Below are 21,785 nucleotides of genomic sequence, written 5' to 3'. Positions count from 1 at the left end.
ACAAGAGGATCCGTCCCATGCTAGCGCCCGCGCGGGACGACGGCGTGACTACCAGCGGGCCCGTCGCGGCACCGGTTGGCAGCGGGGACAGTATGCGGAGGACCGGTTCATGAACCGGTCCCGGACGATGATCGACTCGCGTCCCTGCCGGGCACAGCGGCGGCAGGGCTGCCCGGCCCGCCCGTAGACGTCGAGGGAGCGGTCGAAGTAGCCGGAGTCCCCGTTGACGTTGACGTAGAGCGAGTCGAAACTGGTCCCGCCCTGGGACAGTGCCTCCGCCATGACCTCGCGCACGGCCTCGAACAACCGCGACGACTCGGTGCGGTTCAGGGTCTCGGTGGGGCGGGCGTAGTGCAACCGGGCCCGCCACAGCGCCTCGTCCGCGTAGATGTTGCCGATGCCCGAGACGAGTGTCTGGTCCAGCATGGCGCGCTTGAGCCCGGTCCTGCGCAGCCGCAGCCGGCGATGCACCGCCTCCGGGTCGAAGACCGGGTCCATCGGGTCGCGGCCGATGTGGGCCACGGAGGCCGGCAGCAGCTGTCCGGGGCGGTCGGCCGCCTCGACGAGGGGGTCCAGGAACAGTCCGCCGAAGATCCGCTGGTCCACGAAGCGCAGCTCACGGGAGCGGTCCTCACCGTCTCCCGCGTCCTCGGCGGGCTCGAGCAGGAGCCTGATGCGCAGGTGCCGCGGTTCGGGGTCGCCGGGCTCGCTGACCAGCAGCTGTCCGCTCATGCCCAGGTGGGCGACCAGGGAATGCGCGTCCGGTCCGCGGTCCGCCAGGGGGATCCAGAGGTACTTGCCGCGCCGCTCGGGCACCGCCAGCCGCGCCCCGGTGAGCCGCTCGGCGAAGTCGGCCGGGCCGGCGTCGTGGCGGCGGGTGGACCGGGCGTCGAGCACCTCCACGGCCGAGACCGGCCGGCCGGCGGCCCAGCGTTCCAGTCCCCGGCGGACGACCTCGACCTCGGGCAGTTCAGGCACCGGCACCCGCCGGTGGTGCGCTGCGGGCCTGTGCCGCGGCGGACACCCGCTCCCAGGAGTTGGCGGCGGCCAGTCGTTCGGCCTCCTTCTTGGATCCGCCGGAGGCCGAGGCGTAGTCGACGCCGCCGATCACGAGGGTGGCGGTGAAGACCTTGTCATGGTCCGGACCGGTGGACTCCATGCGGTACTCGATAGCCCCCAGGTTCCCGCCGGCGGCGGCCTCCTGGATGAAGGTCTTCCAGTCCGTCCCGGCACCCATGGCCGAGGCGTCGTCGAGCAGCGGCAGCACGAAGCGGTGCACCAGCCCGTGCGCGGCCTCCAGGCCGAGGTCCACGTAGGCGGCGCCGATCAGCGCCTCCAGGGTGTCGGCGAGGATGGAGTCCTTGTCCCGGCCGCGGGTGCGCTTCTCCCCCTCGCCGAGCAGGATGGACGGGCCGACGCCGATGGACCGGGCCACGGACGCCAGGGCCCGGGTGGACACGACGGCGGCCCGCATCTTGGCCAGGTCGCCCTCGGCCAGGTCGGGGTGGGTGCGGTACAGGTGGTCCGTGACGACGAAGCCGAGCACGGAGTCGCCCAGGAACTCGAGGCGCTCGTTGGTGGGCAGCCCGCCGTGCTCGTAGGCGTAGGACCGGTGTGTCAGGGCAAGAGCGAGCGTCCCGGGGTCGATATCGACCCCGAGACGCTCGAGAAGGTCTTCAGTTGTCGCCCGGCCGGTCACGGCCGGCCGGTGCTCACCGGACGAACTGGGTGCCATGGGCACTCAGGCGTCGGCGACCTTGCGGCCCTTGTATTCCAGGAACAACGGCGTACCTGCGGAGTCGGTCACGACCTGGGCCTGGTGCGGCAGGCGGTAGGTGACGCGACCGTTCTCCACGGACTTCACCAGCGGGGGCACGGTGGCCTTCCACTGGGAGCGGCGGGCACGGGTGTTGGAACGGGACATCTTCCGCTTCGGAACTGCCACGGCTATCTCTCTTCTGTCTCGTCGGATGAGGTCTTCTGGTCCGGACCGGCGGTGCCGGCCTCGGCTGGGTTGGTCAGTGCAGCCAGCGCCGCCCAGCGCGGATCCAGCTGTTCGTGGGCGTGGTCCGCGGGCGCGTCATCCAGTCGGATGCCGCAGTCGGGGCACAGGCCCTGGCACTCGTCCCGGCACACCGGCTGGAACGGCAGGGCCGTCACCACGGCGTCCCGGAGGACGGGTTCCAGGTCCACGGTCTCGTGGACCACCAGGCGCTCTTCGTCGCTGTCACCCTCGGGGGCGGCAGTGAGGAACAGCTCCTGCAGGTCAACGGTGATCCCGTCCCGGATCGGGTCGAGGCAACGACTGCACTCGCCCACCAGCTCGGCATGCGCCTCGCCGGTGACCAGAATGCCTTCGTGGACCGATTCCAGACGCAGCTCGACGTCCACGGGAGCATGCTCCGGGATGCCGATGAGCGGAGTGGACAATGCCCCGGGGGCCGGCCACTGCTCCTCCAGGGTCCTCATGGACCCCGGGCTGCGTACCAGGTCCTTGACGGATACCACCCACGCGCCGCTGGCAGCCGGGGACGATGACGCGGACATCAGCATTCCTTCCGGATGGACAGTAGACGACGGTTCGGATCCCCCCCAACGAGGAATCCGGGCAGGGAAGAACCCGCAGGACCGGCTCACCAGTCTAGCGGTTCGGCCCCATCGGTCCAAATGGCGTACCGGTCCCCGCCCGCGAGGACGCGGGCGGGGACCGGGCGTCCGCGGCGCGGGGACGGCTGAGGTGCCCGGGAGCGGGTCAGATGGACGCGGCGAAGTCCTTGAGCCAGGGGCGCAGTTCGGGTCCCAGGTCCTCGCGGGCGCTGGCCAGCTCGATGACGGCCTTGAGGTAGCTGAGCTTGTCCCCGGTGTCGTAGCGCTTGCCGCGGAACACCACGGCGTGGACCCCGAAGCCCTCCCCGGTGCCCTCGGCGAGCACCTGGAGGGCGTCGGTGAGCTGGATCTCGTTGCCCCGGCCGGGGCCGGTGCGCCGCAGGATCTGGAACACCACCGGGTCCAGGACGTAGCGGCCGATGACGGCCAGGTTGGACGGGGCGTCCTCCGCGGAGGGCTTCTCCACCAGCCCGGTCACCTTCACCACGTCCTCCGGTCCGCCCTCCACGGCGGTGACCTCGGCGACCCCGTAGGCCGAGATGTTCTCGCGCGGGACCTCCATCAGGGCGATGACGGAACCGCCCTTGGCCTGCTGGACGTCGATCATCCGCTGGAGCAGGTTGTCGTTCTCGTCGATGAGGTCGTCGCCGAGCAGCACCGCGAACGGCTCCTCGCCCACGTGCTGGGCGGCGCACAGCACGGCGTGGCCCAGGCCCTTGGGATCGACCTGGCGGATGAAGTGGATGTCCCCGAGGTTGGTGGCCTCCTGGATCTTGTCCAGCTTGGAGAAGTCCCCCTTGAGCTCCAGGGTGCGCTCCAGGGCGGGTACCCGGTCGAAGTGGTCCTCCAGCGCCCGCTTGGACCGGCCCGTGACCATCAGCACGTCGTCCAGGCCCGCCGCCCGCGCCTCGGAGATCACGTACTGGATGGCGGGCTTGTCCACCACCGGGAGCATCTCCTTGGGCATCGCCTTGGTGGCCGGCAGGAAACGGGTGCCCAGGCCGGCGGCCGGGATGACGGCCTTGTGGGTGCGGGGATTCTTGGAACGGGAAGTCATGGGGGCAGGATAACCCGGCCAGGTGACCGGCACGGTGACGGATGGCGCCGGATGACCGCCGGGGGCGTCCGGCCGCCGGGGCCGTCAGGGCCGCCGGCGCCTCAGGGCTCGGCCAGCCGGCGCATCACGGCCCGGGGGACGAACTCGGAGATGTCACCGCCGAGCTGGCCGACCTCCTTGATGAGGGAGGAGGACAGGTGGGCGTAGCGCCCGTCCGAGGGCAGGAACACGGTCTCCACACCGGTCAGGTGGCGGTTCATCGCGGCCATCGGCATCTCGTAGTTCAGGTCCGTGGTGTTGCGCAGGCCCTTGATGATGGCATTGGCCCCGGCCTTGCGGCAGAACTCCGCCAGCAGCCCCTCCCCCATCGGCACCACGGAGATCCCCTGCAGGGACGAGACGGTCTCCCGGATCATCTCGATGCGGGTCTCCGGGTCGAAGCGGTGGCTCTTGGCGTAGTTGGTGGACACCGCCACGATGACCTCGTCGAAGAGGTTGCTGGCGCGCGCGATCACCTCCACGTGCCCGTTGTGCAGGGGGTCGAAGGATCCTGGGCAGACGGCGCGACGCATGCACCGAACATACTATGGAGCACCATGGGAACCACAGCGCCCGCCCGAGGCCCGCAACCTGACGACACGGGGCCCACGCGGCACCCGTCCACGACCCGGGACGGACGCCCCGAGCCCTGGCGGCGCACCGCCGCGGCGGCGGGGCTGCTGGCCGGAGGCGTCCCCACGCCCACCGTCTTCGAGGCCATGACCGCACTGGCCACCCGGCACGGGGCCGTGAACCTCGGCCAGGGCTCCCCGGACGAGGACGGGCCGGCATGGATCCGCGACCGTGCCGCCGAGGCGATCCGCACCGGCGCGGACCGGGCCAACCAGTACGCCCCGGGGTTGGGCCTGCCCGTCCTGCGGCAGGCGGTCAGCGCCCACCAGCGGCGCCACTACGGCCTGGAACTGGACCCGGACCGGCAGGTCCTGGTGACCACGGGAGCCACCGAGGGCATCGCGGCCGCCCTGCTGGCCCTCGTCGGCCCGGGCGACGGGGTGGTGGCCTTCGAGCCGTACTACGACTCCTACGCGGCCATGACGGCGCTGGCCGGTGCCCGGTTCACGGCCGTCCCGCTGCGGCCCCCGCACTTCCTGCCGGAGCCGGAGGCCCTGGAACGCGCCCTCGGCCCGGACACCCGTGTGGTGGTCCTCAACACCCCCCACAATCCCACGGGTGTGGTCCCGGACCCGGTGCTGCTCGGCCGGCTCGTCGAGGTCTGTGCCCGGCACGGGGTCCTGATCCTGTCCGATGAGGTCTACGAGCACCTGGTGTACGACGGCCGGCACCACCCCGTCTCGGCCGTCCCCGGGGCGTGGGAGCGGACCCTGACCGTGTCCTCGGCCGGCAAGAGCTTCTCGCTGACCGGGTGGAAGGTGGGCTGGGTGACCGGGCCGGCCGAACTGGTGGCGGCCGTGCGGGCGGTCAAGCAGTTCCTCACCTACTCCACGGGCCCGGCCTACCAGTCGGCCATCGCCGGGGCCCTGGCCGACGGCGACGTCTTCCTCGCCGGCCAGCGGGACCGCTTGCGTGCCTCCCGCGACCGGCTGCTCGCCGGGCTGGGGGCGGCAGGCCTCGATCCGGTCGTGCCCGCCGCGGGCTACTTCACGGTGACCGACCTGTCCGCCGTGGGCCTGGACGATGCCGCGGCGGCCACCGAGGCGCTCGCCGCCCGGGCCGGCGTCGTGGGCATCCCGGTGAGTGCGCTGTGCACACCCGGCCCCGGGACCGGTGGCCCGGAGGGCACCGCCGGTGGTCCCGACGACGGCGACGGAGACGGTGCGCGCCGCTTGCGGTCCTGGATGCGCTGGGCGTTCTGCAAGCCGATGGACACCATCGAGGACGCGGTGCGCCGGCTCGCGGCACTGCCGGCGGTCTCAGCCGGCTGAGTGCCCCGCGCCGTCCCCGGCGCCAGCGTCGGGGTCGCCGGACGCCGTATCGTCCGGGCCGAGACAGTAGTACAGCACCGTCTCCCCGTAGGTCCGTGCCTCGAGCACCTCGATCCCCGCGGGCCACTCGGGCTCGACGGACCGGACGGATCGCTCGAGCACCAGCAGGCCCCCGGGGGCCATCACCGCCGCGATCCGCTCCAGGGTCGCGGTCAGCGCCGGCCCCTCCAGCGGGTACGGCGGATCGGCCAGCACCAGGTCCCAGGGCCCGGCACCGGCAGGCCCGGACAGGACCTGGTCGACGGCCCCGACGGCCACCTGGACCACGTCACGGCCCAGCCGGTGGTTCACGGCCGCGGCGTTCTTCCGGCACACCCCGGCGGCCCGGCGGTCCCGCTCCACCAGCAGGACCCGTGCGGCCCCGCGGGAGGCGGCCTCGCCACCGAGCGCCCCCGAGCCGGCGAACAGGTCCACCACGGCCGTCTCCTCCAGCCAGCCGCGCGCCGCGAGCCACGAGAACAGCGCCTCCCGCGTGCGGTCGGTGGTCGGCCGGGTCCCGTCCCCCGGCACCGATGACAACTGCAGTCCACCGGCCTGGCCGGCGATGATCCTGGGCATATGCGTCCCTCAGCCCTTCTCCAGGTAGTCGCCGCTTCCGACGTGCCCGGCCTCCCAGGCGGCAACGGCCGCGGCCAGCGCCGGGTGGCCCTCCAGCGTCCCGTCGGGGCCCTGGTGGTCCTCGATCCAGCCTGCGGCGAGGTCGATCAGGTCGGCGTGACGCAGCACCTTGAGCACCTTCAGCCGGCTCCCCCCGTGCTGGGCCGCACCGAGGATGTCGCCCTCCCCCCGCTGCATCACGTCGGCCCGGGCGATCTCCAGCCCGTCCTGGGTGCCGGCGACCACCTCGAGGCGTTCCACCGCCGGGTGACCGTCCGGCAGGCGGGTCGCCAGCAGGCAGATGGACGGGGCGGTGCCCCGCCCCACCCGGCCACGCAACTGGTGGAGGGTGGACAGGCCGAACGCGTCGGCGTCCAGGATGGCCATCACGGTGGCGTTGGGCACGTCCACGCCCACCTCGATCACGGTGGTGGCCACGAGCACGTCGACCTCACCCGCCACGAACCGGCCCATGGCCTCTGCCTGCGCCTGCTGGTCCTGCCGCCCGTGGAGACCGGCGATCCGTGCACCCCGCAGCGCGGGCAGCTCCCGCAGCCGGGGCACCATGTCCTCCACCGCGGCGTCGTGACGACGGTCGCGGGACGCGGCCGCGCCGCCGTCCCCGTCTGCCTCGTCGGCCGCGCCGGCGTCGGTCGGGTCGATCTTGGGACAGACCACGAAGGCCTGGTGGCCGGCGGCCACCTGCTCGGCGATCACCTCCCACACCCGGGCGATGATCCGCGGGCCGTGGGCCATGCGGGCGACGTGGGTGGCCACCGGCTGCCGTCCCGAGGGCAGCCCCGGGAGCACGGTCAGGTCGAGGTCACCGAACACCGTCATGGCCACGGACCGCGGGATCGGGGTGGCGCTCATGACCAGCAGGTGGGTTCCGGGGTTCGCCCGGCGCAACGCCTCGCGCTGGTCCACGCCGAAGCGGTGCTGCTCGTCCACCACGGCCAGCCCCAGGTCGGCGAACTGGACGGTGCCGGAGAACAGCGCGTGGGTGCCCACCACCAGCCCCGCCTGGCCGGAGGCGATCTTCAGCAGGGCCTCGCGGCGGGCGGCGGCGGGCATGGAGCCGGTCAGCAGCACCACCTCGGTGGCGGGTCCGTCCGGTGCGTCGAGCCGGCCGGCCCGCCCCAGGGGGCCGAGGACGGACACCAGCGAGCGGTGGTGCTGGACGGCCAGCACCTCGGTCGGGGCCACCAGCGCGGCCTGGCCGCCGGCGTCGACCACCTGGAGCATGGCACGCAGCGCCACGAGCGTCTTGCCGGAGCCGACCTCGCCCTGCAGCAGCCGGCTCATGGGATGGTCGCGGGACAGGTCCGCGGACAGCACCTGGCCGGCGGAGACCTGGCCGGCGGTCAGGGTGAACGGCAGGCGTCGGTCCAGCGCGGACCGCAGGCCCTCCTCGACCGCGGGCCGGGCCACCGCCCGGTGGGCGGCGCTGGCGTGCCGGCGCACGGCCAGTGCACCCTGCAGCACGAGCGCCTCGTGCAGGGCGAACCGGCGGCGCGCCCGGTGGGCGTCGCGCACCTCCACGGGCCGGTGGATGTCCCGGTACGCCTGGGCCAGGGACGGCAGGGGGACGCCGTCGTCCGCGGCGTCCTCAAGCAGGGCGGCCGGCACGGGATCCTCGACGCCGGCCCAGTCCAGGGCGTCCAGCACGGTGGACACGGAACTGCGCAGCACCCAGCTGGGGACCTTCGCGGTGGCCGGGTACAGGGGAACCGGGGCGAGGTCCTCCCGGTCCGGTTGCTCGGAGTCGTCCAGCACCGAGAAGTCCGGGTTGTTCAGGGTCAGCTCACCGCGGTAGAGGGCCGTCTTGCCGTGGAACATCGCGCGCAGCCCGGGCTTGAGGCGGCGCTGGGCGTCGTAGCCGTTGAAGAAGGCCATGTCGAGGCTGGCCGGACGTGAGGTGTCGTCGTCCGTCACGGTGACGTCCACGATGAAGCCGCGCCGGGAGTGCATCGGACGCCTGCTGGCGGACACCACCCGGGCGACCACCGTGACCTGCTCGCCCACGGGCAGGGAGGCGATGGCGGTCATCTCCCCGCGCTCGATCCAGCGGCGCGGGAAGTGCTCCAGGAGATCCCGGGCCGTCCGCAGGCCCAGCTCCCGCTCCAGGCGCTGAGCGGTCTTGCCGCCCAGGAGCCGTTCCAGCGGCTGGTCGAGCGGGTCGGGGCTCACCCGGACTGCCCCGGATCCTGCAGCGGGGTGACGACCAGGTTCTCCGGGGTGCCGGCCTTGCGGACCAGCGCCTCGGCGGAGGCGTGGTCGTCCACGTGCACGTGCAGTCGCCAGCGGACGGGCCCCTCGCCGTCGGCCGGGGCGTCCACCGGGCTCATGATCACGGAGTCACCCACCTCGTTGAGCTCGAAGCGCAGCGTCGCGGCGGTCAGCGGGTCCAGGGAGATGCTGCACATCAGTTCGTAGCCGACCGGCGACTCCCTGCCCTGGTGGATGTGCGGGTCCCCCGCGGAGAATCCGTGCAGGCCATCCAGCAGTCCGGGGTCGATGCCGGTGCCCAGGACGGTGGCCCGCAGTGAGTCCAGCACCAGCAGCAGCCCCAGGCCGCCGGCGTCCACCACATGGGCCTCGGCCAGTGCGGGCAACTGGCCCTCGGTGTTCACCACGGCCTGCCACGCGGCGTCCACCACCGCGTCCAGGGCGTTGCCGAGTTCCTTGCGGCCCCGGAGCTGGTCGTCGGGCAGGTCGGCGTGCCGGGAGACGTACTCGGAGGCCGCCCGGGAGGCCGTGGCGAGCACCGTCAGCATGGTGCCCTCCTGGGGGTCGGACAGGGCGGCCCAGGCGCTGGCCCGGGCGCGGTCCAGCGCCACGGCGAGGGAGGGCGCGGTCATCCGCTCATGACCGGTCAGCGGTTCGGACATGCCGATGAGCATGACGGCCAGCAGGGTGCCCGAGTTGCCCCGGGCCTGGTCCAGGGCCGCGCGTCCGGCGATGGACAGCGCCTCCCCGACGTCGTCCGCGGACCGGTCCTCGAGGGCTGCCCGCGCGGCACGGACCGTCCCGTAGAGGTTGGTGCCGGTGTCCCCGTCCGGGACCGGGAAGATGTTGATGGCGTCCATCCGGTCCGAGGCGTTGCCCAGGGCGGTCTCCGACAGGGCGAGCCACCGGTGCACCCGGGAGGTGGCCCGGGGGGACTGTGCCTCCTCCGTCATGCCGGGTACCTCAACGCAACCGCATGTCCGTCAGCGCCTTCTGGCCGTTCCGGTCACTGGACTCGGCGGATCCGCGGCCACCCTGGGCGCGCCGGCTCGAGGTCGGCTCCACGACGTCGGACTGATAGGCGTACTGGTAGGCGTAGTAGGTGCCGCGCTGGTTCGGCACGCGGGTCAGGACCAGGCCCAGCAGGCGCGCGTCCACGGACTCCAGGCTGTCCAGCCCGCCCTGCAGCTGTTCGCGGTGCACGTAACCGTCCACGCGCGTGACGAGCATGACGCCGGAGGCCATCGCGGCCAGGACCGTGGGATCGGTGACCGGCTGCAGCGGAGGTGCGTCGAGCAGGACCATGTCGTACCGGCCCTCGAGCTGGTGCATGAGCCGCCGCATGGCGTCCGAACCGAGCAGTTCCGAGGGGTTCGGCGGGATCTCACCCGAGGTGAGCACGTCCAGCTCGCCGTCCGGCCCCCACGGCTGGATGGCGTCCTCGAGGTCGATCTGGCCCGACAGGACGGTGGACAGCCCGACGGCCCCCTCCAGGCCCAGCGTCTTGGCCACTCGCGGACGGCGCAGGTCGGCATCGATGACCAGCACGCGGCTTCCGGACTCGGCGAGCATGATGCCCAGGTTGCAGGCGGTGGTGGTCTTGCCCTCGCCCGGGATCGGGGAGGTCACGACCACGGACTGGGTGCCGCCGTCGACGTTCGTGAACTTCAGGTGGGTGCGCAACTGGCGGTAGTTCTCGGCCCGCGGGTCGAACTGGTCGTCCAGGGAGATGATGGCCTCGTCCTCGGCGTCCTTGTGGTCGGCGAAGGCACCGAGCACCGGGGCGTCCGTGACCCGCTCGACGTCCTCGCGGCTGCGGATACGGGAGTCCAGCAGGCTGCGCAGCAGGGCGAAGGCGACGCCGAGCGCGGCACCGACCACGAGGCCGAGCACCAGGTTGAGCGCCACGCGGGGGCTGGACGGGGACACCGGCACGTCCGCGCTCTCCACGACGGACAGGTCCACCAACGGGTCGCCACCCCCCTCGGGATCCTCGACCGCGTAGACGGTGGCGATGAGGGACTCGGCCACCGCGTTGGCGATCTCGGCCGACCGGGCCGGATCCTCTTGGCTCGCGGACAGGTTGATCAGCACCGTCTGCGGCGGGGCGGTGGCCTCCACGGTCGCGGCGAGCGCCGTGGGGCTGGCGTCCAGGCCCAGCTCGTCGATGACCGGCTGCAGCACGCGCGGGCTCTTGGCCAGGGTGACGTAGGACGTGACGCGCTTCTCCGAGAAACTGGAGCCCTGCAGGATGTCAGTGGCGGTCTCCCCCGAGTTCACCGCGACGAAGATCTGGGTCCGCGCCGTGTAGGTGGGCTTCGTCAGCGCCGTGGCGCCGGCCGCGACGGCGACGCCCAGGAGGGTGATCAACAGAATCGACAGCCAATTGTTCCGCAGGATCCGGATGTAGTCGCGCAGGTCCAAGTCGCGATCCTTTCTGGTTGGTCCCGGTCACCGACCGGTTCGATACGACGCCATCTCGCCCTGGCCCAACGCTGGGCCGGTGGTCGCGATTGCCTGTACGTCCGGCCAGGCGGCCGATTGTCCCCGCACCCGGCCGACGCCAGGGGTCGGCAGCGTGAACATGTCGGCGTCGCCGGACCGGAGGTCTGTCATGGTCCTCCCCCGGCCGGCCAACGTGCCGACGGTGGGGGAATCGTCCATGGTCAGGTAGGGGGATAGCTCCGTGACCACATCGGTGATCCTACCCGGAGTTCCCGTCACCACCGGCGTCAGGAACGCGGGGTCGATCGCTCGCGGGGGGCAGGGCCGATCCGTCACCCGGACCTCACCGCATCCGGCGGTCGAGGCCACGTCGGGGAGATGTCCCACCGTCTCGGCGTCACGGCGCACAGGGTGGGACAAGGGGGTCCTCCGCGATCGGGCTGGGTCGGCATGTCGGTGGAGAGCGCACACCTGGGGACCCGGCCCGGGACGACCCCCCTCTTCCGCGGCGCTGGGAACCATGCTACGTCACGGTCACGGCCAGCCGTCGTAGGCTGGGTGGATGCTTTCGCGCGGTGTTGACTCCGAGGTTCGCGTCCGATCCGCCGGTTCCGGCGGTCCGGCCCAGGCCGGTCTCCCCTGCCGTCCCGCGGGGCGGCCGCGCGCCGCCGGGCGCCGGAACGCCGCGCTCGGCGTGGGGATGGTGGCCGCCGGCCTCCTGGTGACCGGTTGTGCCGCGCCGGTGGCCGACGTCGAGCCCGCCCCGGAGGCCACTGACCCGGTGTGCGCCGAGGCCATGGTGGCCCTGCCGGACGCCGTCGCCGGCCTGGACCGGCGCGAGACGGACAGCCAGGCCACGGCGGCCTGGGGCGAGCCCTCGGCCGTGATCCTGCGCTGCGGGGTCCCGACCCCCGGGCCGACCACCGAACACTGCGTGACCGCCAACGGGGTGGACTGGGTGACCCGGGACGACGGCGAGTTCTGGACGCTGACGACCTACGGGCGCACGCCGGCGGTCGAGGTGCTGTTCGACGACACCCGTGCCGCCTCGAGCTCGGTCATGGTGGACCTGGCCCCGGCCGTCTCGAGGATCCCGGCGACCGGGGGCTGCACGTCGGCGCCCACGGAGACCATTCCGGCGACGCCCGGGCCGACCGGGTAGCGCGGGCCGACGGGGTGGTGCGGGCCGGCGTGGACGCTAGTGCAGGCCGGTCCCGCGCTCCACGGCCAGGGTGATCAGTTCGTCGATGAGCTCCCGGTAGCCCAGGCCTGAGCGCTCCCACATGGCCGGGTACATGCTGATCGGCGTGAACCCCGGCATCGTGTTGATCTCGTTGATCACGAACCGCCCGTCCGGGGTGTAGAAGAAGTCCACGCGGGACAGGCCCTCCGCGTCCACGGCCTCGAAGGCCCGCACGGCCAGCTCCTGGACCTCGGCGATGGCGGCCTCCGGCAGGTCCGCGGGGCAGGACAGGTCCGCTGCCGTGTCGTCCTGGTACTTGGCCTGGAAGTCGTAGAACTCGTGCTGCTGGGCTCCGGCGTGCACCACGATCTCACCCGGCAGGGAGGCCCGGGGACGGTCCGTGCCGTGGCCGTCCAGCACGGCGCACTCGATCTCCCGGCCGGCGATCCCCGCCTCCACGACGACCTTGGGGTCCAGCTCCCGGGCGACCCCGACGGCGGTGCGCAGGCCCTCGCGGTCGGTCACCCGGCTGATCCCCATCGACGACCCGGCGCGGGCGGGCTTGACGAACAGCGGGTAGCCCAGGGCCTCGGCCCGGTCCAGGGCCCGTTCCGGGGCGGTCAGCCACTGCCGGTCGGTGATGGTCTCCCAGGGTCCCACCGCGAGCCCGGCGGCCTGGAAGGCGATCTTCATGAAGTGCTTGTCCATCCCGACGGCGGAGGCGAGCACGCCGGGGCCCACGTAGGGCACGTTGGCCATCTCCAGCATGCCCTGCAGGGTCCCGTCCTCCCCGAAGGGGCCGTGGAGCAGGGGGAACACCACGTCGATGGGCCCGTGGGACTCGGCATCGGTGGCGGACGTCAGTTCGTGTCCGCCGTCCGGGGTGGCCCCCAGCACGAGGGGCTGGTCCGGTTCCGGGACGGAGGGCAGCTCGGTGCCGGTCAGGTTCCACTGGGCGGTGTCCGCGGCGACCGCCGACCAGCGGCCCTGCGTGGTGATGCCCACGGGCACCACCTCGTACTTCTCCGGGTCCATGGCGTTCAGGACACCGGCGGCCGTGATGCAGCTGATGGGGTGCTCGGAGGAGCGGCCGCCGAACAGCACAAGCACGCGCAACCGGCCGTCCCGGCCCGAACCCGGGCAGTGCTTGTCTCCGACGCTGCCGGGACGGAGGGCTGGGTCCTGGGTCAATGTCGTCCTTCCGGTTTGAGGTCGCGGGCCAACAGGAGCCCCGCGAGGGTGTCGACGTCGAGTCTGCCAGCGATGACGGCGTTGATCGCCTCGCTGATGGGCATCTCCACGCCGTGTCGGCGCGCGAGGTCCACCACGGCCGAGACCGACTTCATGCCCTCGGCGGTCTGGCGCAGCCGGGCCGTGGTGGCCGCGACGTCGAGCCCCTGTCCGAGGAGCCGGCCGGCGCTGCGGTTGCGGGACAGGGGCGAGGCGCAGGTGGCCACCAGGTCCCCCAGGCCGGCCAGTCCGGACAGGGTCTCCGCCCGGCCGCCGAGCCGCACGGCCAGGCGTGAGGTCTCGGCCAGTCCGCGCGTGATGATCGACGCCTTGGAGTTGTCGCCGAGGCCCTGTCCGTCGCAGATGCCGACGGCCAGGGCGATCACGTTTTTGACGACCCCGCAGATCTCCACGCCGACCACGTCCGTGTTCGTGTAGGGCCGGAAGTAGGGGCCGTAGACCCGTTCGGCGACCCAGGCGGCGGTCCCGGGCGAGGCCGAGGCGACGACGGTCGCCGTCGGTTCCTCGCGCGCGATCTCGAGGGCCAGGTTGGGTCCCGAGACCACGGCGAAGCGGTCCGCGGCCAGGCCGAGCCCCTCGGCGCACAGCTCGCTCATCCGCGCGTCGGAGCCGCGCTCCAGCCCCTTCACGAGGGAGACCACGACGGCGTCCGGGGCCAGGTGCGCACGGATCTCGGGCAGGTGCCCGCGGACCTCCTGGGCGGGGATGGCCAGCACGACCATGCCGGCGCCCGCCACGGCCGCGGCGAGGTCCGTGGTCGCGGTCAGCGCCTCCGGCAGGTCGATGTCCGGCAGGTAGTCCGGGTTGCGGTGCGCGGCGTTGATGCCGGCGGCCACGTCCGGGCGGCGCGCCCAGAGCACGATCTCCGGATCGGCGAGGCCGCGCTCGGCGGCGCTGTCTGCCAGCACCTTGGCGAAGGTCGTCCCCCAGCTGCCGGCACCGACGACGGCGATCCGTTCGCTGCGGGGGGTCTCGGGTGCCGGGCCTGCCGGGGCGCGGTCCGCCGCGACCGGGGGCCCGCCCGGCGTGCGGGAACCCGTCATGCCTGGACCGTCTCCCGCTGGCCGGTCCGCGGGTTCCAGCGCCCCTCGGGTGCCTTGTCCCCGCGCAGGACCTCCAGCTCGGAGGAGATGGCGGACATGATGCGTTCGCTCGCGGTCTCCAGCACGGCCCGGGTCAGCGGCGCCTCCCGCAGGTCGTCCAGGGACACCGGCGTGCCGACACGGATCCTGCCGGTGTGGCGGGGCCGCACGGAGGGCACCGTGGCGGTCTGCGGCAGGACCTCCTGGATGCCCCACTGGGCCACCGGGATCACCGGGACCCCGGTCTTCAGGGCGAGCCGGGCCGCCCCGGTCTTGGCCTTCATCGGCCACAGGTCGGGGTCGGAGGTCAGCGTGCCCTCCGGGTAGATGATGATGGCCCCGCCCTGGGCGAGGACGGCGTCCGCGGCCAGCAGGGAGTCGTTCCCGCCGCGGGAGCGGTCGACCGGGATCTGCCGCATGGCGGTGAGCAGCCCGCCGATCACCGGCAGCTGGAACAGTTCGGACTTCGCCAGGAAGTGCGGGAGGTGGCCCTGCTTGTACACGAAGTGGCCCATGGCCAGCGGGTCCAGGTTGGACACGTGGTTGGCGCAGACGATGAAGCCCGAGTCCGGGATGTTCTCGGTGCCCTGCCACTCCTTGGCCATGATGGCGTTGAGTCCGGGACGGACCAGGAGGGACGCGGCGAAGTACCCGGCGCGGAGCCCGGCTGGTGCGGTCAAGACAGTCTCCTAGCGGCTGATGCGGCTGAGCTCGACGTCGGCGCCGAGGCCGGTCAGCTTGTCCATGAACTTCTCGTAGCCCCGGTTGATGATCTCGATGCCGGTGGCCTGCGAGGTGCCCTTGGCGGCCAGGGCCGCGATGAGGTGCGAGAACCCGCCGCGCAGGTCCGGGATGTCGAAGTCCGCCCCGTGCAGCTCGGTGGGTCCGGAGATCACGGCCGAGTGCAGGAAGTTGCGCTGCCCGAAGCGGCACGGCACCGAGCCCAGGCACTCCCGGTGCAATTGGATCGAGGCGCCCATGCGTACCAGGGCGTCCGTGAAGCCGAATCGGTTCTCGTACACGGTCTCGTGGACGATCGACACCCCTTCCGCCTGCGTCAGGGCGACCACCAGGGGCTGCTGCCAGTCGGTCATGAATCCCGGGTGGACGTTGGTCTCGAGCACCAGCGGCTTGAGCGCGCCGCCGCCGTGCCAGAAGCGGATGCCCTCGTCGTCGACGTCGAACTCCCCGCCGATCTTCCGGTAGGTGTTCAGGAACGCCGTCAGGTCACGCTGCATCGCGCCCTCGACGTAGATGTCGCCCTGGGTGACCAGCGCGGCGGAGGCCCAGGAGGCGGACTCGTTGCGGTCCGGGATGGCGCGGTGGTTGAAACCGGAGAGCTTGCTGACGCCCTCGATCCGGATGGTCCGGTCGGTCTGGACGGTGATGATCGCGCCCATCTTCTGCAGGACGGCGATCAGGTCGTGCACCTCGGGCTCGACGGCCGCGCCCTTGAGCTCCGTGATGCCCTCGGCCTTGACGGCGGTCAGCAGCACCTGCTCGGTGGCCCCCACGGAGGGGTAGGGCAGCTCCAGCTTGGCGCCGGTCAGTCCCTTGGGCGCGGAGATGTGGATGCCGCCGGGACGCTTCTCCACGACGGCCCCGAAGCTGCGCAGCACCGTGAGGTGGAAGTCGATCGGCCGGTCGCCGATCCGGCAGCCGCCGAGGTCCGGGATGAACGCCTCCCCGATCGAGTGCATCAGCGGCCCGCAGAAGAGGATGGGGATGCGGGAGTCCCCCGCGTGGGCGTCGATCTCCGAACTCGTGGCGGACTTGGTCTGCGCCGGGTCCATGGTCAGGTCACCCGAGACCGGGTCCTTGCTGACCTTCACGCCGTGCACGGAGAGCAGTCCGGTGACGATGTCCACGTCCCGGATCTCGGGGACGTTGCGCAGCACGGACGGCTTGTCGCCCAGCAGTGAGGCCACCATGGCCTTCGGCACCAGGTTCTTGGCGCCCCGGACGCTGACGCGCCCCTCGAGCGGCTTGCCGCCGTTGATCGTCAGCAGATTTCCCATAGACAGTGGACATCCTCCGTGGCCCGCCGGGTCGGGCCGTAGCTTCGTGATGGATCCACTGGGGTGGTTCGCCCGGGGGCGCGGATCCGCATCCCAGCATACGGCCCGAAGAGGGGTCAGGCCGTGCGTGCGGGCAGCGTGGCGGGCTTGAACGGGGGCCTGGCGGCCTCGAAGGCGGAGATCTCGGCCTCTGTGCGCAGGGTGAGGCCGATGTCGTCCAGCCCCTCCATGAGCCGCCACCGGGTGTAGTCGTCCAGCTGGAACCCGGCCGTCACGGCGCCGCAGCTGACGGTGCGGCCCTGCAGGTCCACGGTGACCTCGGTGCCCGGGTGGTTCTCGAGCTCCTTCCAGATCAGCTCGATGTCCTGCTGGTCCACCTCGGCGGCCACGAGGCCCTGCTTGCCGGCGTTGCCGCGGAAGATGTCCGCGAAGCGCGCCGAGAGCACGGCCTTGAAGCCGTAGTCCTTCAGCGCCCACACGGCGTGCTCGCGCGAGGATCCGGTGCCGAAGTCCGGGCCGGCCACCAGCACGGACCCGGAGTTATACGGCTCACGGTTCAGGACGAATTCCGGGTCCTTGCGCCAGCCGGCGAAGAGGGCGTCCTCGAAACCGGTCCGGGTGATGCGCTTGAGGTAGACGGCCGGGATGATCTGGTCCGTGTCCACGTTGGACTGCTTGAGCGGGACACCGATTCCGGTGTGACGGGCGAACGGTTCCATGATCAGGCCTCCTGGAACTGGGACTGACCGGCGGTCAGGTCGGACGGGGATGAGAGCGTGCCGCGGATGGCGGTGGCGGCCGCGACCACCGGGGAGACGAGGTGCGTCCTGCCCCCCTTGCCCTGGCGGCCCTCGAAGTTGCGGTTGGAGGTGGACGCGCAGCGCTCCCCCGGTGCCAGCTGGTCCGGGTTCATGCCCAGGCACATGGAGCAGCCGGCGAAGCGCCACTCGGCGCCGAAGTCCTTGAAGACCCGGTCCAGGCCCTCGGCCTCGGCCTGCAGGCGCACCCGCGCCGAGCCCGGGACGACGATCATCCGCACGTCCTCGTCCTTGGCCTGCCCCTTGATGATGGAGGCGGCGGTGCGCAGGTCCTCGATGCGGGAGTTGGTGCAGGACCCGAGGAAGACCGTGTCCACCCGGATGTCCTTCATGGGTGTCCCGGGCCTCAGGTCCATGTACTCCAGCGCCCGTTGCGCGGCGGCCTGGGCGTTGGGATCCTCGAACTGCTCCGGGGAGGGCACGGTGTCACTGAGGGACACGCCCTGGCCCGGGTTCGTGCCCCACGTGACGAAGGGCTCGAGCGTGTCGGCGTCGAGGAACACCTCGGCGTCGAAGCTGGCACCCTCGTCGGTGGGCAGACTGCTCCAGTACTGCACGGCCGCGTCCCAGTCCTGTCCCTGCGGCGCGTGCGGGCGATCCTTGATGTACTCGAACGTGGTCTCGTCCGGGGCGATCATCCCGGCGCGGGCGCCCGCCTCGATCGACATGTTGCAGATGGTCATGCGGGCGTCCATGGACAGGGACCGGATGGCCGAGCCGCGGTACTCCAGCACGTAGCCCTGGCCGCCGCCGGTGCCGATCTTGGCGATGACGGCCAGGATGATGTCCTTGGCGGTGACGCCGTCGCGCAGCGTGCCCTCGACGTTGATCGCCATCGTCTTGAACGGCTTCAGGGGCAGGGTCTGGGTGGCCAGCACGTGCTCGACCTCCGAGGTGCCGATGCCGAACGCCAGCGCGCCGAAGGCCCCGTGCGTGGAGGTGTGCGAGTCGCCGCAGACCACGGTCATGCCCGGCTGGGTCAGGCCCAGCTGGGGTCCGACGACGTGCACGATGCCCTGCTCGGCGTCGCCCAGGGAATGCAGCCGGATGCCGAACTCGCGGGCGTTGTCCCGCAGGGTCTGGATCTGCTTGGCCGAGACCGGGTCGGCGATCGGCTTGTCGATCTCCAGCGTGGGCGTGTTGTGGTCCTCGGTGGCGATCGTCAGGTCGGGCCGGCGGACGGGGCGTCCGGCGAGCCGCAGGCCCTCGAAGGCCTGGGGGCTGGTGACCTCGTGTACCAGGTGCAGGTCGATGTAGAGCAGGTCCGGGGTCTGCGCCTCTCCGGCACCCTCACCGGGAACGACCACGTGGTCCTGCCACACCTTCTCGGCCAGCGTGCGCGGGGCCGCCGGATTGACTGCGTTCTCGGGGATCTCTGCCATCTCAAGTCCTTCCACCTGTGACCGTTCCACTGTGGCACCGCCTGCGGGGAGCGGCCAGCGCCTCAGACACAATCTCATATATTGAGACGCTAGTATCAGAGTATGGACATCCCTCCCACCTCGCCCCAGCTCCAGGCGTTGCACCGGCCCAGCGGTGTCGGCGTCGTCGACAAGGCCGCTGCGATCCTGGACGCCCTCGAGGCCGGCCCCACCTCCCTGGCCCAGCTGGTCGCCGCCACGGGCATCGCCCGCCCGACGCTCCACCGGCTGGCGGCCGCCCTGGTCCACCACCGGCTGGTGGGACGTGACCTGCAGGGCCGGTACATCCTCGGCAGCCGCCTGGGAGAACTGGCCTCCGCCGCCGGCGAGGACCGCCTGACCTCCGCGGCGGGGCCGGTGCTGACGCGGCTGCGGGACGCCACCGGCGAGAGTTCCCAGCTGTTCCGGCGGCAGGCGGACAGCCGCGTCTGCGTCGCCAGCGCCGAGCGCCCCGTGGGCCTGCGGGACACCATCCCGGTGGGCACCCGGCTGTCCATGAAGGCCGGTTCAGCCGCTCAGGTGCTCCTGGCCTGGGAGGATCACGAACGGCTCGTCGAGGGGCTCTCCGGTGCCGTGTTCACCCCCACGGTGCTGGCCGCGGTCCGGCGTCGCGGCTGGGCCCAGTCCCTGGGTGAGCGCGAGCCGGGCGTCGCCTCGGTGTCCGCCCCGGTGCGCAGCCCGAGCGGCCGGGTCATCGCGGCGGTGTCCATCTCCGGCCCCATCGAACGGCTCACCCGCCAGCCGGGACGGGTCCATGCCGAGACCGTCATGCGTGCCGCGCTCAACCTGACCGAGCTGGTGCGCTCGGCCGAGACCACCTCGTCCTGACCCGTGTGTCCGTCCGGCGGCCGCTCAGGAGGACGCCAGGACGGCCCGTTGCGGCTCGTCACTGGTCCAGCAGGCCGAGCAGGTCCTCTTCGAGGAAGGGCGTCAGGGACCGGGCGTAGGTCGAGGAGATGTGTCCGCTGGCGTCCCGGTAGACCACGGTGTTGCCGATCACCGCCGGACAGAGGTCCTCGGTGCAGAAGTACTCGGTCAGGTCGACCACGGCGGCGCCCTCCACGCGGGAGGCCGCCCGCGGCAGGGGATCCACCCTGGCCAGGGCCTCCTCGCGGGGCACCCCGCAGTCGTTGTCCGTGACGGAGAACCCGATCCGGGTCAGGCACTGGATGGACTCCTCCGTGGCGGCGGGCACGTCGGTGACCGCGATGATCCGGGTCCCCCGGGCCGCCACGGGCTCCCAGGCCCGGACGTACAGGTCGGTCCGCTCCTGGAGCGGCCGGGAATCGTCGTAGCGCGAGGAGGTGACCAGCACCGCGTCATAGGGCTCGCCGGTCAGGAGGGCCTCCTCGGCGTCCTGCAGGGGGCCGTAGCAGTTGTCCCCCGCCTCGTGGGCGTACCAGTGGCAGGCGAAGCCGGTGAACACGTCCAGCTCCCAGCCGTGGCGTTCCGCCACCGCCTCGACGGCCGGAAGGAACGAGGCCGCGTGGCTGTCCCCGATGAGTGCCACCCGGAGCGTCCCGCCCGGGTCACCCAGGTCGCAGTCCGGGAAGGCGGGCCCGTCCTTGGACCGCCAGCACTGGTACTGGCCGCCGGTGTCCTCGGCGAAGGTCTCCAGGGACGGCAGCAACCGGTCCCCCAGCAGGCCGGCGCAGTCCTCCCCGGCCGCCATCGCCGCAGCCCCCAGGCACCCGCCCTTCACGGTGGGGGCCGGTGCCGCGTCGATGGCCTCGGCCGAGCCGGCCAGGACGGACTCCTGACCGGAGGGTCCGCCCTCCGCTGTCGCGGCGTGGTCCCAGCGGACCGCGAACGCCGCCAGGACGACGCCGGCGCCCGCCACGCACACCACCGCGACGGCCGCGACCGTCCGCAGCGCACCGGGTCGGCGCCCCAGCCGGCCGTGCTCCCCCTCGCGGGTGAACCACGCCTCGCGGCGAAGCGGGTCCTCCACCAGGTGGTAGCTGCAGACGGAGAGGACGGGCACCAGGATGAGCGACCACAGGTAGTACCGGATCCCGTCACCGGGCGTCAGCGCGGTGACGAGGACCATGACCGGCCAGTGCCACAGGTACAGGGAGAAGGAGATGTCACCGACGTAACGACTCACCGGGTTCGTCAGTGGCCACGGGCCGGTGGACCGTGCTCCGATCCCCGCGGCGATGACCACGGCGACCGAGACCACCGGGAACAGCGCCAACGGCGCCGGGAAACCCACGTGGCCCGGCGCGAGCCAGAATATCGACACGACCATACCCGTCAAGCCGAGCCATGCCAGCGGGGAACGCAGTCGTTCGGGGAGCCGGGCGAAGACAGGGGCCAGGACGGCCAGGAGTGCACCGACCCCCAGTTCCCAGGCCCGGGACGCCGTCGAGAAGTAGGCGACCGTCGGGTTCAGGGCCGTTTCCGCCTGCGCCCAGGAGAACGAGGCGACGATCAGGGCCAGGACCGTGACGGCCAGTACTCCACGCCGGACGGCCAGGGTGCCCCGGGCCCGTGCCACGATGGCCAGAACCACCAGCAGGAGCCACGGCCAGACGAGGTAGAACTGTTCCTCCACGCCGAGAGACCAGTAGTGCTGCAGCGGCGAGGGCAGGGCGCCTTCCTGGAAGTAGTCCGAGCCGCTGATGGCGAACCGCCAGTTGCCCGCGAAGACGAGGGACCACAGGGCATCACCCATCGTGGTGGCCGTCCTCGTCGTGGGGAAGAGCAGGCTCGCCATCACGACGGTGACGAAGAGGACCAGCACCGATACCGGCATGATCCGCTTGAACCGGCGCACGTAGAACGAGCGGAACGAGATGCTCCCGGTGCGTTCATACTCCCGGAGCAGGAGGCCGGTGATGAGGAAACCGGAGATCACGAAGAAGATGTCCACCCCGACGAAACCACCCCTCGGCCAGCCTGCGAGGTGGTCCATCAGGACGGCCAGGACGGCCAGGGCCCGGAGTCCCTGGATGTCGCGACGAGGGGACGTGGGCAGGCCACCGGGAGGAGACTGCCGCTCCTCTGCGGCCAAGGCCTCGGTCATGGCTCCCCCGTATGTCAGCGACGCGATGGCCACAGCATAGGTTCAC

20 protein-coding genes are annotated in these 21,785 nt (G+C 72.0%); 3 read left to right on the top strand and 17 right to left on the bottom strand.

What is annotated here, in order from left to right:
• Window positions 1-48 precede the first annotated feature (48 nt).
• The 6 genes from mutM to coaD form a co-directional block, all read right to left on the bottom strand.
• Window positions 49-978 carry a bifunctional DNA-formamidopyrimidine glycosylase/DNA-(apurinic or apyrimidinic site) lyase gene (gene mutM, locus PLJ28_RS06865; protein WP_298045209.1) on the bottom strand — a complete coding sequence of 310 codons (930 nt, stop codon included), beginning with the start codon at window positions 976-978 and terminating at the stop codon, window positions 49-51.
• Entirely contained in the window at window positions 971-1,735 is a 765-nt protein-coding gene (gene rnc, locus PLJ28_RS06860) for a ribonuclease III (protein WP_324590002.1), read from the bottom strand. Before rnc ends, mutM begins: the two co-directional genes overlap by 8 nt.
• A gap of 6 nt (window positions 1,736-1,741) precedes the next feature.
• Window positions 1,742-1,945 (bottom strand): 50S ribosomal protein L32, encoded by a 204-nt coding sequence (gene rpmF / locus PLJ28_RS06855; RefSeq protein WP_029139287.1) that lies wholly within the window; start codon window positions 1,943-1,945, stop codon window positions 1,742-1,744.
• Between the two features lie 2 nt (window positions 1,946-1,947).
• Window positions 1,948-2,547 (bottom strand): YceD family protein, encoded by a 600-nt coding sequence (locus PLJ28_RS06850; protein ID WP_183524796.1) that lies wholly within the window; start codon window positions 2,545-2,547, stop codon window positions 1,948-1,950.
• Between the two features lie 205 nt (window positions 2,548-2,752).
• Window positions 2,753-3,664: a UTP--glucose-1-phosphate uridylyltransferase GalU gene (gene galU, locus PLJ28_RS06845; protein WP_183524793.1), complete on the bottom strand. Its 912-nt coding sequence runs from the start codon at window positions 3,662-3,664 to the stop codon at window positions 2,753-2,755.
• A gap of 101 nt (window positions 3,665-3,765) precedes the next feature.
• Entirely contained in the window at window positions 3,766-4,236 is a 471-nt protein-coding gene (coaD, locus tag PLJ28_RS06840) for a pantetheine-phosphate adenylyltransferase (RefSeq protein WP_183524790.1), read from the bottom strand.
• 24 nt (window positions 4,237-4,260) lie between these two features.
• On the opposite strand from coaD, the gene PLJ28_RS06835 reads away from it, so the two are divergent.
• Window positions 4,261-5,607, top strand: coding sequence for an aminotransferase class I/II-fold pyridoxal phosphate-dependent enzyme (locus PLJ28_RS06835; protein ID WP_183524787.1), 1,347 nt, complete (start codon window positions 4,261-4,263; stop codon window positions 5,605-5,607).
• Here PLJ28_RS06835 and rsmD read toward each other — a convergent pair.
• From rsmD to PLJ28_RS06815, 4 genes are read right to left on the bottom strand one after another with little or no spacing between them, the layout of a single operon-like run.
• Window positions 5,596-6,225 carry a 16S rRNA (guanine(966)-N(2))-methyltransferase RsmD gene (gene rsmD, locus PLJ28_RS06830; protein WP_183524784.1) on the bottom strand — a complete coding sequence of 210 codons (630 nt, stop codon included), beginning with the start codon at window positions 6,223-6,225 and terminating at the stop codon, window positions 5,596-5,598. The genes PLJ28_RS06835 and rsmD overlap by 12 nt on opposite strands.
• Window positions 6,226-6,234: 9 nt before the next feature.
• Complete coding sequence (locus PLJ28_RS06825; protein WP_183524782.1) at window positions 6,235-8,454, bottom strand: ATP-dependent DNA helicase RecG; 2,220 nt, start codon at window positions 8,452-8,454, stop codon at window positions 6,235-6,237.
• Window positions 8,451-9,446, bottom strand: coding sequence for a DAK2 domain-containing protein (locus tag PLJ28_RS06820; protein ID WP_183524780.1), 996 nt, complete (start codon window positions 9,444-9,446; stop codon window positions 8,451-8,453). Before PLJ28_RS06820 ends, PLJ28_RS06825 begins: the two co-directional genes overlap by 4 nt.
• 10 nt (window positions 9,447-9,456) lie before the next feature.
• Window positions 9,457-10,917 carry a tyrosine-protein kinase domain-containing protein gene (locus PLJ28_RS06815; protein WP_298045215.1) on the bottom strand — a complete coding sequence of 487 codons (1,461 nt, stop codon included), beginning with the start codon at window positions 10,915-10,917 and terminating at the stop codon, window positions 9,457-9,459.
• Between the two features lie 583 nt (window positions 10,918-11,500).
• Between PLJ28_RS06815 and PLJ28_RS06810 the strand changes: the two genes are divergently transcribed.
• Window positions 11,501-12,100 (top strand): DUF3515 domain-containing protein, encoded by a 600-nt coding sequence (locus PLJ28_RS06810; protein WP_255459410.1) that lies wholly within the window; start codon window positions 11,501-11,503, stop codon window positions 12,098-12,100.
• A gap of 36 nt (window positions 12,101-12,136) precedes the next feature.
• On the opposite strand, the gene PLJ28_RS06805 is transcribed toward PLJ28_RS06810, so the two are convergent.
• From PLJ28_RS06805 to leuC, 6 genes are all read right to left on the bottom strand, one after another.
• Complete coding sequence (locus tag PLJ28_RS06805; protein ID WP_183528257.1) at window positions 12,137-13,237, bottom strand: D-alanine--D-alanine ligase family protein; 1,101 nt, start codon at window positions 13,235-13,237, stop codon at window positions 12,137-12,139.
• A gap of 71 nt (window positions 13,238-13,308) precedes the next feature.
• Window positions 13,309-14,415 carry an NAD(P)H-dependent glycerol-3-phosphate dehydrogenase gene (locus PLJ28_RS06800; RefSeq protein WP_221243340.1) on the bottom strand — a complete coding sequence of 369 codons (1,107 nt, stop codon included), beginning with the start codon at window positions 14,413-14,415 and terminating at the stop codon, window positions 13,309-13,311.
• A complete protein-coding gene (locus PLJ28_RS06795; RefSeq protein WP_183524773.1) occupies window positions 14,412-15,134 on the bottom strand; it encodes a lysophospholipid acyltransferase family protein in 723 nt (240 codons plus the stop codon). The genes PLJ28_RS06800 and PLJ28_RS06795 overlap by 4 nt, the downstream gene beginning before the upstream one ends.
• A 9-nt stretch (window positions 15,135-15,143) precedes the next feature.
• Entirely contained in the window at window positions 15,144-16,472 is a 1,329-nt protein-coding gene (murA, locus tag PLJ28_RS06790) for a UDP-N-acetylglucosamine 1-carboxyvinyltransferase (RefSeq protein ID WP_183524769.1), read from the bottom strand.
• Between the two features lie 116 nt (window positions 16,473-16,588).
• Window positions 16,589-17,191, bottom strand: a complete 603-nt coding sequence (gene leuD, locus PLJ28_RS06785; RefSeq protein ID WP_183524766.1) for a 3-isopropylmalate dehydratase small subunit — start codon at window positions 17,189-17,191, stop codon at window positions 16,589-16,591.
• Window positions 17,192-17,193: 2 nt separating this feature from the next.
• Window positions 17,194-18,672, bottom strand: coding sequence for a 3-isopropylmalate dehydratase large subunit (gene leuC / locus PLJ28_RS06780; RefSeq protein ID WP_298045219.1), 1,479 nt, complete (start codon window positions 18,670-18,672; stop codon window positions 17,194-17,196).
• 102 nt (window positions 18,673-18,774) lie between these two features.
• Here leuC and PLJ28_RS06775 point away from each other — a divergent pair, with 102 nt between their 5' ends.
• Window positions 18,775-19,539, top strand: a complete 765-nt coding sequence (locus PLJ28_RS06775) for an IclR family transcriptional regulator (protein ID WP_370577096.1) — start codon at window positions 18,775-18,777, stop codon at window positions 19,537-19,539.
• Between the two features lie 58 nt (window positions 19,540-19,597).
• Here PLJ28_RS06775 and PLJ28_RS06770 read toward each other — a convergent pair whose 3' ends face one another.
• A complete protein-coding gene (locus tag PLJ28_RS06770) occupies window positions 19,598-21,739 on the bottom strand; it encodes an acyltransferase family protein (protein WP_298045222.1) in 2,142 nt (713 codons plus the stop codon).
• Window positions 21,740-21,785 lie beyond the last annotated feature (46 nt).

Origin of the sequence: Citricoccus sp. (assembly GCF_035445025.1) — a bacterium.
Classification (GTDB): domain Bacteria; phylum Actinomycetota; class Actinomycetes; order Actinomycetales; family Micrococcaceae; genus Citricoccus.
This window is presented reverse-complemented; position numbering and strand designations above follow the sequence as displayed.